Source organism: Streptomyces sp. NPDC026673 (assembly GCF_040638135.1).
Taxonomy (GTDB): domain Bacteria; phylum Actinomycetota; class Actinomycetes; order Streptomycetales; family Streptomycetaceae; genus Actinacidiphila.
The window spans coordinates 15,747-29,229 of the sequence record NZ_JBEZXR010000006.1; the positions used below are offsets into that span (position 1 = coordinate 15,747).

The window sequence follows — 13,483 nt, forward strand, 5'->3', positions numbered from 1 at the left end:
CATCGCGGCAAGACGGCCCGCTCGCCGATCATCGGGCTGGTGAGCGGCCCCTAACAAGCAAGTAGCCGGGGAGGAGGCAGGACGATCGTGCGCCTTCCTCTCATGGCACTCCTCGCCAAGGGGCCCGCTCACGGTTACGAGCTGAAAACGGCACTTGAGAAGCTCTTCGGCGCTGCCTATCCTCAGCCGAACATCGGCCAGATCTACGTGACGCTGGCGCGCCTGGAGAAGTCGGGACTGATCCGGGGCGAGGACGTCACGCAGTCCGGCCGGCCCAACAAGCGGATCTACGAACTCACCGACGCCGGGCGGGAGGCGGTGGCCGCCTGGTTCGACGAGCCGTCCAGCGAGCCGCGGGTGCGCGACGAGTTCTTCATGAAGCTCGCCCTCGCCCCGGCCACCGGCATGGCCGATCAGGTCTCCCTGATCAACAAGCAGCGCCGCCACTATCTCAACCTCATGCGGGCCATGTCCCGGCTCGCCGCGGGGGAGGACCGGGACGACACCATCGCGCAGCTGCTGATCGAGGGCGCGACGCTGCATCTGCAGGCGGACCTCGACTGGCTGGAGCGCTGCCAGGAGGAGCTGGAATGAGAAGGGCCGAGCCGCCCCCCGCGGCGCCGTACATGCTCCGGGTCGAGGGCCTGGTCAAGACGCACCGCGTGGACGGCGGCGAGGTCCGGGCCGTGCGCGGGGTCGACCTGGAGGTGCGCCCGGGCGAGTTCGTCGCCGTCACCGGCCCCTCAGGCGCCGGCAAGTCCACCCTGCTGCACCTGCTCGGCGGCCTCGAACGCCCCGACCGCGGCCGGATATGGCTGGACGGCCAGCGGGTCGACCAGCTCAGCGAGGCGCGCTGGGCGGTACTGCGCCGGCGCGGCGTCGGCATCGTCTTCCAGTTCTTCAACCTCGTCTCCACCCTCACCGTCGCGGACAACATCGAACTCCCCGCCCTGCTGGCCGGCCGCTCCCCCCGCCAGGTGCGCGCCGCCCGACGGGAACTGCTCGCCGAACTCGGCCTGGAGGGCAAGGAGGACAGCACTCCCGGCGACCTGTCCGGCGGGGAGCAGCAGCGGGTCGCCCTGGCCCGGGCCCTGGTCAACCGTCCGGCGCTGCTGCTGGCCGACGAGCCCACCGGCAGCCTCGACAGCAAGGGCACCCGGGAGGTGCTGCGGCTGCTGACCCGGTGCCACGAACGCGGCCAGACGATCCTGCTCGTCACGCACGACGCCAAGGTGGCCAGCGCCGCGGACCGGGTGGTCAGCCTCTTCGACGGCGAGATCGTCGACGACATCGCCCTGGACTCCCCGCCGTACACCTCGCGTCCCTCCCGAGCCGCCGCCGACGTCGTGAAACTGCGGGGCTGACGCCGTGCGCGCCACCGTCCGCTGGGCCCTCGCCGATCTGCGCACGCACCGCGGCCAGGCCCTGTCCATCGTCCTGGCCACCGCGGGCATCACCGTGGCGCTGCTGCTCTCCGTCGCCCTGCTGGTGTACGCGGCCAACCCCTGGCAGCGGATGTTCACCGCGACCGAGGGCGCCCACGTCTGGCTGCGCACGGACGGCGGCGCCGACACCCGTGCCCTGTCCCGCATCGACGGGGTGACCGCGCTCTCCGGACCCTTCCGCACCCTCACCGTCACCGCGCAGCACGGCCGGGAGAAGGCCGCACTCGACCTGCGGGCCGCGGGCACGAAGCCGCCGGCGGTGGGCCGGCCGCTGATGGACCGCGGGGGCTGGCTGGAGCCCGGCGCGAGCGACGGCATCGTGCTGGAGCGGTCGGTGGCGACCGCGCTGTGGGCCGAGCCGGGTGACGAGATCAGCGTGACCCGCGGCGGACGGCCGAGCACCGTCCGGGTGGTCGGCGTCGCCGAGACCGCGGAACCCCTCTACGCGTCGGGGGACACCCCCGGCATCGCCTGGGCGTCGCCCACGCTGGTGAGCCGTCTGGCGGACGGCACGGGGCGCCCCGGCCAGACGGTCGGGCTGCGGCTGAAGGACCCCGCGGACACCGCCTACGTCGCCCAGCGGGCCGTCTACTCCGTCGGGACGGACCGCGTCACCAACGTGGCCACCTGGTGGGAGGCGCGCGCCGACGCCGAGGGCGACAACCACCTCCTGGGGCTGCTGCTCGGCCTGTTCGGGCTGGCCGCGCTGCTGGCCGCCGCGATCGCGGTGACCGGGGGCATCGCCACCCGCGTCCTCGCGTACGTCCGCGACATCTCCGTCCTGAAGGCGGTCGGCTTCACCCCCGCCCAGGTGGTCCGGATGTTCCTGGTGCAGCACGCGGTGCTGGCCATCGCCGGTGTGCTGCTCGGCTCGGTGGCCGCGGAGACGCTCGCGCCGGGCTTTCCCGGGCCGATGGGGGACGCCATGGGCCTGTGGCAGGGCCTGCCGGAGCACACCTGGGCGCTCCCCGGCACGGCCGCGGCGACCGTGCTGGTCATCGCCCTGGCGACGGTGCTCGCCGCCTGGCGGGCCGGTCGCGTGCCGCCGATCCCCGCGGCGCGGGGGGCCGTTCCGGGACGCCGCAGGATGTCCGGCGCGGCCCGGGCCGCGCTGCGTCTGGGCGCCCCGCCCGCCCTGGTGCTGGGCTGCCGCGGCGTGCTGTACCGGCCCGCCCGGTCCGCGGCCGCCGTGGCCCGGCTCGCCCTGCCGATCCTGATGATCACCGTGGCGCTGGGCGCCTGGGCCACGCTCGACCGTTTCGAGCACCACCCGGAGAAGCTCGGCCAGGCCGGCACGCTCACCGCCCGCCCCAACGGCCTCACCGACGAGGCCGTCCGGCAACTGCTCGCCGGGCGGCCCGAGATCGCCGCGGTCCACCCGGGTGTCGAACTCCCCGCGCTCGCCCCGGCCCAGTCGCAGTCCGTCACCCTGCGGGGGCTCGGCACCACCGACGACCCCTACCCCTTCGCCGTCGCGGAGGGCCGGCGCCCCGCCGGACCCGACGAGGCGCTCGCCGGGCAGGGCCTGCTCGACGCACTCCACACCGAGGTCGGCGCATGGGTCCGGGTCACCGTCGCCGACACCCCGCACATCCTGCACATCGTCGGCCGCAGCATCGAGACCGGGCGCGGCGGCCGGGTGCTCTCCGCCCCGCTCGACGTGCTGCGGGCCCAGGATCCCTCCATCGGCCCCTCGTACTACAGCCTGGTGCTGCGTCCCGGTGCGGACCGCGCGGCGGTGCGCGGCGCCCTCACCGAGGCGTCGCACGGCGCCCTGGAGGTGCGTGAGGTCGCCGGTCCGGGTGCCGAACTCTCCCCCGTACGCGGGGTGATCATCGGGCTCGTCAGCGTCCTCGCGCTGATCGCCCTGGCCGAACTGTCCACGGCGGTCGGCAGCGGCATCCGCGACCACGCCCGGGACATGCGGGCCTACCGGGCCGTGGGTCTGACGCCTCAGCAGACCGTGGCGACGGTCGTCACCGGCGTCGGGCTCATCGTGCTGGCAGCCGCCGTGACCGGGGTCACCGCCGGGGTGTTCGCCTCCGCATGGCTGATCGACCTCCAGGGCGGTTCCAGCGGAGTCGGCGCGGGCATCGCCCAGTCCCCGCCCCTGGCGGTGCTGCTGCTGATGGTCTGCGTCTGCGTGGCGGTCGCGGTGGCGGGCTCCCTGCTGCCCGCCTTCCGCGCCGCGGGCGACCGCAACCCGCGCATGCTCCTCAACGCCCGATGACGGCAGGACACCGGGTGCGGCACCTCGCCGAACCGGGCCGCCGGGCGGGATCCTCGGTAAGAATGAATCGTGCGAGCCGGGCCGGCTGCGCGGGTCCTTGACCGCTCTGTCGGCCGTCGCCGATGCTTGCGTTGCGGCATGCGCGTTGTGTGCCGTAATGAGAAACATCCGTTTCTCAAGGATCCGTACCAGCCGAGGAGTGCCCCATGGCCCACCAGGTCCGTGCCGTCGTCGCCCGGGAGAAGGGTTCCCCCGTCAGCCTGGAAACGATCGTCGTGCCCGACCCGGGACCGGGGGAGGCACTGGTACGGATCCAGGCCTGCGGGGTCTGCCACACCGACCTCCACTACCGGGAGGGCGGCATCAACGACGACTTCCCCTTCCTCCTCGGCCATGAGGCCGCCGGCATCGTGGAGTCGGTCGGCGAGGGCGTCACCGATGTCGCGCCCGGCGACTTCGTCATCCTCAACTGGCGTGCGGTGTGCGGCCAGTGCCGTGCCTGTCTGCGCGGACGGCCCTGGTACTGCTTCAACACCCACAACGCCCGGCAGAAGATGACGTTGGCGGACGGCACCGAACTCTCCCCGGCCCTCGGCATCGGGGCCTTCGCCGAGAAGACCCTCGTCCACGCCGGCCAGTGCACCAAGGTGGACCCGGCCGTCTCCCCGGCCGTGGCCGGGCTGCTCGGCTGCGGTGTCATGGCGGGTCTCGGCGCGGCCATCAACACCGGCGGGGTCGGCCGCGGCGACTCCGTCGCCGTCATCGGCTGCGGAGGCGTCGGCGGCGCCGCGATCGCGGGCTCCCTGCTGGCGGGCGCGGCGAAGATCATCGCCGTGGACATCGACGCCCGGAAACTGGAGACGGCGAAGAAGCTGGGTGCCACGCACACCGTCAACTCCAAGGAGATCGACCCCGTCGAGGCGATCCGTGAGCTCACCGGCGGCTTCGGCGCCGACGTCGTCATCGACGCGGTCGGCCGCCCCGAGACGTACAAGCAGGCCTTCTACGCCCGCGACCTCGCCGGCACCGTCGTCCTGGTCGGTGTGCCCACCCCCGAGATGAAGCTGGAACTGCCGCTGCTGGACGTCTTCGGCCGCGGCGGCGCGCTGAAGTCCTCCTGGTACGGCGACTGCCTGCCCTCCCGCGACTTCCCCATGCTCATCGACCTCCACCTCCAGGGCCGGCTCGACCTGGGGGCGTTCGTCACCGAGACCATCGCCCTGGACGAGGTGGAGAAGGCCTTCGAGCGGATGCACCACGGCGACGTGCTGCGCTCGGTGGTGGTCTTCTGATGGCCGCCCGGATCGACCACCTCGTCACCTCGGGAACCTTCTCGCTGGACGGCGGCACCTGGGACGTCGACAACAACGTCTGGATCATCGGCGACGACACCGAGGCGATCGTCGTCGACGCCGCCCACGACGCCGACGCCATCGCCGCGGCCCTGGGCGACCGCCGCCTGGTCGCCATCGTCAGCACCCACGCCCACAACGACCACATCGACGCCGCGCCCGCGCTCGCCGCACGCTCCGGCGCGCCGATCCTGCTGCACGGCGACGACCTGCCGCTGTGGAAGCAGACCCACCCCGAGCGTTCGCCCGACGGCGAACTGACCGACGGCCAGGTCCTCACGGTGGCCGGCACCGACCTCACCGTGCTCCACACCCCGGGCCACGCGCCGGGCGCCGTCTGCCTGTACGCGCCGGAGCTGGGCACGGTCTTCACCGGCGACACCCTCTTCCAGGGCGGCCCGGGGGCCACGGGGCGGTCCTTCTCGGACTTCCCGACCATCGTCGACTCGATCCGCGACCGCCTGCTGACGCTGCCGCCGGAGACGGTGGTCCGCACCGGCCACGGCGACAGCACCACGATCGGGGCCGAGGCCCCGCATCTGGACGAGTGGATCGCCCGCGGGCACTGAGCCGTCGGGCCCGTGGCGGCGGAGCCGGACGGCTCCGCCGCCACGGGCGATCGCGGCGGACGCGACCGCCGCACGCGGCAGCGGCCGTGCGGAGAACGCGGGCCCTCAGGCCCTGAGACCCTCAGGCCCTCAGGCCCTCAGGCCCTCAGCCCGTCAGCACCCGCAGCGGCGCGCCGTCGCGGAAGGCCGCGACATCCTCGACCGCCTGCCGGAAGAAGACCTCGTACGTTGCTTCCGTGACGTAGCCCAGGTGCGGGGTGAGCAGAGCACCGGGCAGGGTCCGCAGGACGTCCCCGGCGGGCAGCGGCTCGGTGTCGTACACGTCCAGCGCGGCACCGGCGATCCGGCCCTCGCGCAGCGCGGCGACCAGCGCGGGGGTGTCGACGAGCGGCCCCCGGGAAGTGTTGACCAGCAGCGCCGTGGGCTTCATCCAGCCCAGCTCCTCGGCCCCGACGAGACCGGCGCTGCGCGCGCCGAGCTTGTAGTGCACGGTGACGACGTCGGACGAGGAGAACAGCTCCCGCTTGCCGACCGCCTGTGCGCCGCACGCGGCGGCGTGCTCCGGGTCGAGATTGGTGCTCCACGCCAGGACACGCATCCCGAAGGCGGTGCCGATCGCGGCGACCCGCGCGCCGAGCCGGCCGAGCCCGACGACGCCCAGCGTCCGGCCGTGCAGGTCGCCGCCGATCGTGTGCTGCCACTCCCCGCGCCGCATCCCGGCGGCCTCCTCGGGGATGTGCCGGGTCATCGACAGGATGAGGCCCCAGGTCAGCTCGGCCGTGGCGTGCGGGACGCTCTCCGTGCCGCACACCGTCACACCGTGCCGGCGGGCCGCGTCCAGATCGATGGCGGCGTTCGCCATCCCGGTGGTCACCAGCAGCCGCAGCGCGGGCAGCGCCGCGAAACGCTCCTCGGTGAACGGGGTGCGCTCGCGCATGGCGACCACCACGTCGAAGCCTTCCAACGCCCCGGCCAGCTCGGCCGTGCCGGCGATGTGGTCGTGGTGGAAGACCACCTCCGCTCCCAGCGCGTCCCAGTCGGCGAACCGGTGCGCCGCCTTCTGATAGTCGTCCAGGACGGCGATGCGCATGGTGCGGTCTCCTCGGCTCGATCGGTCGAACGGCTGGGTCCGGGGCCTGTCCCCCGGCCGTGTCGTCACATGCTCTCCCCCGGCCTTCGGCCGGGGTGCCCCCACCCGGCGACGCGAGGACGACTCTCCGCCATGCGACGCACCGCACCTGGGGCACCTCCCGGCGCCGGCTGGGGGAGCCGCCGCGCCCGCCCTCCGGGCGGCCGACGACACGGCCTAGTATCTGCTCGGACAGCGGCCGGAACCGAACCGAGGGGTGGGCCCGTGGAGACACCCGACCGGTACCGCAGGCTGCGCTGGTGGCCCCGCTCCCTGTACTGGCGCCTCGCCCTCGGCTTCCTGACGATCACCACGATCGGTGTCGCGGCCGCGGACGTCTACGCCGCCCGCGCGCTCGCCGACGGGCTGCGGAACCGTCTGGACCAGCAGCTCGCCTCCATCCGCGAGGACCGGCTGGACGAGCTCGAGACCAGCTCGGACCTCAAACCCGCCGGGGCGACCGTCGTGGTGCTGCTCACGGACGCCATCGGCCGGGTCGTGCAGCGGGAGTCCGGCGCCATGGTGGAGCGTGCCACCGTCCGGCTGTCCGGCACCGACCTGGACCGGATGGCGGCGGCCGGACGGGCGGGCGCCGTCGGCCCCACCCCCATGCGGGCGGTGGTCGAGAAGCTGCCCGACGGCGGCTACCTGGTGATCGCGCAGTCCACCGCCGACGACACCGCGACCGTGCACAACCTCGTGGTGATCGAGGCGGTCTCCGGTGTGCCGCTGGTCGCCTGCGTCGTGCTCGGCGCGCTCTGGTTCAGCCGGCGCACCATCTCCCCGCTCAACGAGATCACCGCCACGGCCCGCCGCTTCGCCACCGAGGGCGCCCTGTCCCAGCGCGTCTCCGCACCGGTGTCGACGGCGGAGGTGGAGTCCCTCGCGGACGCCTTCAACGCCATGCTCGGCCGGGTCGACGAGGAGTTCAACCGCCGCCGCAAGGCCGAGGAACAGCTGCGCGACTTCGTCGGCGCCGCCAGCCACGAACTGCGCACTCCGCTCACCGCGATCGGCGGCTACGCCCAGCTGGTGCGCTTCGGCGCCCTCGACGACCCCGCCCGCCTGGACGACGCCATGCGCCGGGTGCAGAACGAGACCCGCAGGATGTCCGCCCTCGTCGACGAGCTGCTGCTGCTGGCCCGCCTCGACCAGGGCCGCCCCCTGGAGCGCCGCCCCGTGGACCTGGTCGAACTGTGCGCGGACGCGGTCGCCGACGCCCGTGTCGTCGACCCCGAACGTACGGTGAGCCTCGTCGCGGCACCGGGCCCCCACCTGGTGACCGGCGACCCGGACCGACTCCGCCAGGTGGTCACGAACCTGCTGGCCAACGTCGTCGCCCACACCCCGCACGACGTTCCCGCCGAGGTGCGCGTCGGCCGCGAAGGCGCCGAGCAGATCGTCGACGTCATCGACGGCGGCCCCGGAATACCCGAGGAACTGCGTGAGCGGATCTTCGAGCGGTTCTTCCGCGCGGGCGGCGACGGAGCCGCCCGCGCCGCCCGGCGGGACGACCACGCCGCCCCGGGCAGCGGACTGGGGCTGAGCATCGTGGCCGCGATCGCCGCGGCGCACGCCGGTTCCGTACGCGTGGAGGCGTGCGAGGCCGGTGCCTGGTTCCGGGTGCGACTGCCGGCGCTCACGGACGTGTGATCGCGGGCGGCGCGGGCACGGCACACGCCCTTGCGGCGGTCAGTGCCTCATGATCGCCGCGACGGCGACCGCGGTCCTGAGTACCTGCAGGTCACGAGGGCCCTCGACGCGGCGGCCGGTCAGCTCCTCGACCCGGCGCAGTCGCCGGTCGAAGTACGTGCGGCGGAGCGTGAGCAGCTCGCAGGCCAGGTCGGTGTCGCCCTCGGCGGAGATCACCGCGCTCAGCGTCTCGCGCAGCACCCGGTCGTCGAGGACCGGCTGCACCATGCCGACCAGCCGCTGCGCGATGTCGGGTGTCTGCGCGGCCGCGTACTCGACCAGGACGTCGTCCAGCTGGTAGACGCCCGGCCCAAAACCGAGCGCGTCGACGACCGCGCAGATGTCGTCCACCAGCAGCTGACCGGCCGTCACCTCGTTGTACGGCTTCCAGTGCACCGCGAGCCGGGCCGTCGCTCCGAGGTCGCGGTGGATGCGGCCGGCCAGGTCGACGGACTCCTCGTGCCGCGCCGCCGGGGTCAGGACGTACAGACCGCGCGCCGAGGCCAGGACGGCGGTCTCGGGTCCGCCGTGGCCGCGCGCCACCTCCTCGACGTCGCGGATGGGGCGACCGGGTACGCGCAGCGCCATCACGGCGTAGGCCGGCGGGGCGTAGACCGGTTCGGGCCGCGGGGGCACCGGGGCCGAGGCGGGCGCCTCCCGTCCGGTGTGGGCGAAGAAGCCCCGGTTCAGCTCCCTGGTCACCCGGCGCCCGGCGTCCGCGAGGCGCCGGTCGAACTCGCCTCGCGCGCCCTCGGTGCCGGCCGTGGTGTACCCGCTGGACACCATGATGTGCTCGGTCGTCTCCTGGACGGCGACCCGCAACGCGCTCACCGGCTCACCGCGTGCCGCCCAGGCCACCCCCTCGCCGTGGATCCGCGCGGCGGTCTGCTCGCTCCACTCTCCCGAGCCGGAGACGACTTCTATCAGGGCCGCGAACAGCTCCCGCCGCAGCGAGGGCCCGCCGTCGCCGGAGTCGGCGAATCCGAGGTCGAGACGGGAATCCATGCCCGTGGACGCCGGTGCGTGGGTGGTCATGCGCGCAAGCCAAGCACCGGAGTATCAGAGTCACATCAAAGCGCGATCAGAGTTGCCGCTGGGGATCGCACGCGGTCACGACGGATCCGGGATCGCCTGCTCGGTCCAGATGCACTTGCCGCCGGGAACGTAGCGGGTGCCCCAGCGCTGGCAGAGGGCGGCGACCAACTGCAGCCCGCGACCGCCCTCGTCGGTGTCCCCGGCGTGCCGGATGCGGGGGGTGCTGAGACTGCCGTCCGACACCTCGCAGACGAGGGTGCGGCTGCGGATCAGCCGCAGGCCGATGGGGCCCCGGGCGTGCCGGACCACATTGCCGACCAGCTCGCTGGCGATCAGCTCCGTCGTCATGACCAGCTCGCCCAGGCCCCAGGCGTCCAGCCGGCGCCGTATGTGCTCGCGGGCCTGGCCCGCGGCGAGCGGGTCCTCGGGCAGTGACCAGGACGCCACGTCCGCGGACCCGAGGGCGTGCGCGCGGGCGATGAGCAGGGCCGCGTCGTCCCCGGCGTGCTCCTGGTGGGGGTCGAGGGCCGCGGCGACGTCGTCGCAGAGCCGGCCCAGGCGCTCGGCCTCGCCCAGGCCGCCGTCCGGCGGCGCCGCGGACGCCGCCGCGAGCGCGCCGGTGAGGGCCTTCGCCAGCCCGGCCATGCCCGTGTCGATGTCGCGGCGGGAGGACTCGACGAGGCCGTCGGTGTAGAACACCAGAAGACTGTCCTCGGGGATCTCGAGCTCCACGGTCGCGAACGGCGGCGTGGCGGCGCCCAGCGGCGGGTCCGGCGAGTGCCCGGCGAAGTGGACGGTGCCGTCGGGCAGCACCAGCGCGGGGGGCGGATGCCCGGCCCGGGAGAAGACGCAGGAGCGGGTCGTGGGGTCGTACACGGCGTACAGACAGGTCGCGTAGAAGTCGTCCCCGAGGTCGCTGACCAGGTCGTTGAGGTGGGCGAGCAGCTCGTCGGGGGGCAGTTCGAGGCCGGCCAGCGTGTGCACCGCGGTACGCAGCCGCCCCATCGTGACGGCCTCGGAGATGCCGTGCCCCATCACGTCCCCGATGACCAGCGCCACCCGGTCGGCGGAGAGCGGGATGACGTCGTACCAGTCCCCGCCCACCGTCGTCCCCTCCACGGCGGGCAGATAGCGCGCGGCGGCGCTCAGCGCGGGCAGCTCGGGCAGGACCTGCGGCAGAAGACCGCGCTGCAGCTCCTGGGCCCGGCCGTGCTCGGCGTCGTACAGCCGGGCCCGTTCCAGGGCTTGGGCGACCAGCCCGCTGAGCGCGGTCAGCAGGGTGCGCTCCTCCTCGCTGAACGGACGGGGCTCGGAGAAGGAGACGACGCAGGAGCCGACGGCCTTCCCGGAGACGATCAGCGGCAGGAACGCCCAGGCGTGCTTCTGCGACCACTCCTGGAGGTGGACGCGGGACGGGTAGGCCTCGCGGAACTCCTTGGCGGAGGTGATGTAGCGGGGGACGCGCTCGCGGATGGCGTCGGTGCTGGGGCTGCCCTCGGCGACGCGGGTCCGGCTGAGCCGGTCCATCAGGCCCGGCGGGTAGCCCACGAAGCCGACCACCCGCAGGAGGTCGCCCTCCAGCGTCTTGATGATCAGCCCGGTGGCGTCGAACAGCGGCAGCACGCGTTCGGCGGCGGCGGTGACCACGTCCTTGACGGTGACGGCCTCGGCGAGCGCCGTGGTGAGCCGCCCGATGTGCGCGGCGCGGTCGGCCGCGGTCCGGGCCGCCTTGGCGCGGGCCTCCTCGGCGAGCCAGTGTTCGGTGACGTCGGTGAGGTAGACGGTCAGGCCGTCGGGCACGGGCATGACCCGCAGGTGGTAGCGGCGCTTTCCGCCGTCCCACTCGATCTGCCCGCTGACGGACGAGCCGCCGTGCGCCGCCTGGCGGCACTGGGCCTCCAGCTCCGAGTCCCGTACGCCCGGCAGGTCCCACAGGACGTCTCCGACCAGTGGCCGCCGCGCCCCGAGCAGCCTTTCGGCCTGCGGGTTGGCGAAGGCTATGCGGCCGTCGTCGTCGACCGCCAGGAAACCGTCGCTCATGTGCCGCAGGGCCCGGCCGACCGCGTCCATGGCGACCCTGGTCTCCGTGCTGTCCCACAGCACGCCGGCCAGCCGGAGCGCCTTCCCGTCCTCGCCGAGCACGCTCCGGCCGCGGGCCTGCACCCAGCGGAAGCTCCCGTCGGGCCGCCGGACCCGGTACTCCCAGGCGAAGCCCCCGGCGGCCCGGGCGGCGTCCTCGGCGTCGGCGATCACCCAGGGCAGGTCCTCGGGGTGGACCAGCTCCACCCAGGTCTCCAGCCGCCCGTCGTACATCTGCGGCGAGATCCCGAAGACGGAGCGCGCCGTCTCGTCCAGGTAGGCCTCGCCGGTGCGGACGTTCCACTCCCAGGTGCCGATGCCCACGTCGGAAGGGGTCTCCCGGAGCCTCGGGCCCGTTCCGGCCTCGGCCAGCCGCCAGCGTTCGCGTGAGGCGACGGCGGCGGTCCGGCCCAGCCGCTCGGACACCCACGCGGCGATCTCCCGGAGCAGGTCCCACTCGGCGGGAGCCGGCGGTTCGGCCCCCGCGGTCACGACCGAGAGCGCTCCGAGCGAGCCCTCCGGGCCGGGGAGCGGTACGGCCGCGAGCCCGGACCGGCCGGGCAGCGGCCCGGGGGTCGCCTCCGTCGTCGGCAGCCACACCGGGGCGCCGCCGGTCGTCGCCCGGCTCGGGGCGGTGGCGTCGTGCGAGGGGAGGAAGAGCCAGGCCCGGGTCAGGTGCCGGGGCAGACCAACGCTCGCGGCCAGGCGCAGCGGTACTCCGCCCCGGGCCTCCTGGCCGCGCAGATGGACCAGCCCGCCCAGGCCGTTGAGCGCCGCCACGGCCTGCTGCAGCCCCAGCCGCAGCGCCTCGCGCTCGCCCTGGTCGTCACCCGAGGAGCGGAGCAGGCGCAATCGCTCCGCTCCCGGCGGCTCGAGCGGCGCTTCCGGCTCCTGGGCGGCGGCTTCGTTCGGGATCATGCCCTCTTCTCGTCGGCTGTTCCTCCGAAAGCCAACATAGCGCCGCGCGCGGGCACCGTCAGCGCGAACGGGATTCGGCCCCCTGGGCCGCCCTGACCAGGTAGCCGGCGCCCCGCACCGTACGGATGAGCGACTGGTCGGTGTCACCGAGCTTCCGGCGCAGGTAGTAGATGTACGTCTCCACGATGCCGGACTCGCCCCGGAAGCCGCAGCTCCACACGGCGTCGAGGATCTGCCCCTTGGACACCACGCGGTCCGGGTTCTCCAGGAGGAAGCGCAGCAGGGCGAACTCGGTGGCCGAGACCTGGACCGGCCGGCCGTGCCGCCACACCTCGTGGGTGTCCGCGTCCAGCTCGACCCAGCCCGCCCGCAGCCGCCGTCCGGCGGGCTCGGGAGCCCGGCCCCGGCGCAGCAGCGCGTTCACGCGGGCGGCGACCTCGTTGATGTCGAAGGGCTTGGTGACATAGTCGTCGCCGCCCAGCGCCAGGCCCCTGATCTTGTCCTCCACCGCGTCCCGTGCGGTGAGGAAGAGGACGGGGGCGGTCACCCGGGCTGAGCGGAGTCTGCGGCAGACCTCGAAGCCGTCGAGGTCGGGCAGCCCCACGTCCAGCAGGATCACGTCGGCCGCGCCCTCGGCGGCGACGGTCACCGCCTCCTCGCCGGTCCCGGCCGTGACCACGTCGAAGCCCAGGAACTGCAGGGCCATCGCGAGCATCGAGGCGATGCTCGCCTCGTCCTCCACCACCAGAACGCGGGGCTGCTGCGCCGGACCGGTCACGTTCATGCCGTGTGTCACTTCCTCCGGGCCGGATTCCGGCCGTTGTCACACAGAAGAGGAACGGATTATGTCATTCAGCTGAACCCGGACAAGCCCCGTGACCGGATCGATTCCCCACGGCCCCGGCCACGGCCCACGACCCCGGCCCCCGGAGCCGCCTCCCCGCGCCACTCGCCGGCGGCGACAGGTGACCGGGCGTCAGATGCCGGCTCCGGGGTGTCCGGGCGATGCCTTGACAGGGGTTGGGGGCACCACC

General features: G+C 73.9%; 10 protein-coding genes. 6 read left to right on the plus strand and 4 right to left on the minus strand.

Features of this window, described 5'->3' with window-relative positions; all coding sequences use genetic code 11:
* Nucleotides 1-87: 87 nt before the first annotated feature.
* From AB0F62_RS06960 to AB0F62_RS06980, 5 genes are all read left to right on the plus strand, one after another.
* Nucleotides 88-594 carry a PadR family transcriptional regulator gene (locus AB0F62_RS06960; RefSeq protein ID WP_026251263.1) on the plus strand — a complete coding sequence of 169 codons (507 nt, stop codon included), beginning with the start codon at nucleotides 88-90 and terminating at the stop codon, nucleotides 592-594.
* A complete protein-coding gene (locus AB0F62_RS06965) occupies nucleotides 591-1,364 on the plus strand; it encodes an ABC transporter ATP-binding protein (RefSeq protein WP_361792993.1) in 774 nt (257 codons plus the stop codon). The genes AB0F62_RS06960 and AB0F62_RS06965 overlap by 4 nt, the downstream gene beginning before the upstream one ends.
* A gap of 4 nt (nucleotides 1,365-1,368) precedes the next feature.
* Nucleotides 1,369-3,675 (plus strand): FtsX-like permease family protein, encoded by a 2,307-nt coding sequence (locus AB0F62_RS06970; protein WP_361792995.1) that lies wholly within the window; start codon nucleotides 1,369-1,371, stop codon nucleotides 3,673-3,675.
* 206 nt (nucleotides 3,676-3,881) lie between these two features.
* Complete coding sequence (locus tag AB0F62_RS06975; RefSeq protein WP_361792997.1) at nucleotides 3,882-4,967, plus strand: S-(hydroxymethyl)mycothiol dehydrogenase; 1,086 nt, start codon at nucleotides 3,882-3,884, stop codon at nucleotides 4,965-4,967.
* Nucleotides 4,967-5,596: an MBL fold metallo-hydrolase gene (locus AB0F62_RS06980; protein ID WP_361792999.1), complete on the plus strand. Its 630-nt coding sequence runs from the start codon at nucleotides 4,967-4,969 to the stop codon at nucleotides 5,594-5,596. Before AB0F62_RS06975 ends, AB0F62_RS06980 begins: the two co-directional genes overlap by 1 nt.
* 145 nt (nucleotides 5,597-5,741) lie before the next feature.
* On the opposite strand, the gene AB0F62_RS06985 is transcribed toward AB0F62_RS06980, so the two are convergent.
* Nucleotides 5,742-6,686 carry a D-2-hydroxyacid dehydrogenase family protein gene (locus tag AB0F62_RS06985; protein ID WP_361793001.1) on the minus strand — a complete coding sequence of 315 codons (945 nt, stop codon included), beginning with the start codon at nucleotides 6,684-6,686 and terminating at the stop codon, nucleotides 5,742-5,744.
* A gap of 264 nt (nucleotides 6,687-6,950) precedes the next feature.
* On the opposite strand from AB0F62_RS06985, the gene AB0F62_RS06990 reads away from it, so the two are divergent.
* On the plus strand, nucleotides 6,951-8,378 hold the full coding sequence (locus AB0F62_RS06990; protein ID WP_361793003.1) for a HAMP domain-containing sensor histidine kinase: 1,428 nt from the start codon (nucleotides 6,951-6,953) through the stop codon (nucleotides 8,376-8,378).
* A gap of 39 nt (nucleotides 8,379-8,417) precedes the next feature.
* Here the strand turns inward: AB0F62_RS06990 and AB0F62_RS06995 are convergent, their stop codons facing one another.
* From AB0F62_RS06995 to AB0F62_RS07005, 3 genes are all read right to left on the minus strand, one after another.
* A complete protein-coding gene (locus tag AB0F62_RS06995; RefSeq protein ID WP_361793005.1) occupies nucleotides 8,418-9,452 on the minus strand; it encodes a hypothetical protein in 1,035 nt (344 codons plus the stop codon).
* A 75-nt stretch (nucleotides 9,453-9,527) separates the two neighbouring features.
* A complete protein-coding gene (locus AB0F62_RS07000; protein ID WP_361793007.1) occupies nucleotides 9,528-12,449 on the minus strand; it encodes a SpoIIE family protein phosphatase in 2,922 nt (973 codons plus the stop codon).
* 58 nt (nucleotides 12,450-12,507) lie between these two features.
* Nucleotides 12,508-13,233, minus strand: a complete 726-nt coding sequence (locus tag AB0F62_RS07005; protein ID WP_361793009.1) for a response regulator transcription factor — start codon at nucleotides 13,231-13,233, stop codon at nucleotides 12,508-12,510.
* Nucleotides 13,234-13,483: the final 250 nt, after the last annotated feature.

Coding starts and splice junctions, on each gene's coding strand:
- AB0F62_RS06965 (WP_361792993.1), top strand. CDS start 591: ATGAGAAGGGCCGAGCCGCCCCCCGCGGCGCCGTACATGCTCCGGGTC.
- AB0F62_RS06975 (WP_361792997.1), top strand. CDS start 3,882: ATGGCCCACCAGGTCCGTGCCGTCGTCGCCCGGGAGAAGGGTTCCCCC.
- AB0F62_RS06980 (WP_361792999.1), top strand. CDS start 4,967: ATGGCCGCCCGGATCGACCACCTCGTCACCTCGGGAACCTTCTCGCTG.
- AB0F62_RS06985 (WP_361793001.1), bottom strand. CDS start 6,686: ATGCGCATCGCCGTCCTGGACGACTATCAGAAGGCGGCGCACCGGTTC.
- AB0F62_RS06995 (WP_361793005.1), bottom strand. CDS start 9,452: ATGACCACCCACGCACCGGCGTCCACGGGCATGGATTCCCGTCTCGAC.
- AB0F62_RS07000 (WP_361793007.1), bottom strand. CDS start 12,449: ATGATCCCGAACGAAGCCGCCGCCCAGGAGCCGGAAGCGCCGCTCGAG.
- AB0F62_RS07005 (WP_361793009.1), bottom strand. CDS start 13,233: ATGAACGTGACCGGTCCGGCGCAGCAGCCCCGCGTTCTGGTGGTGGAG.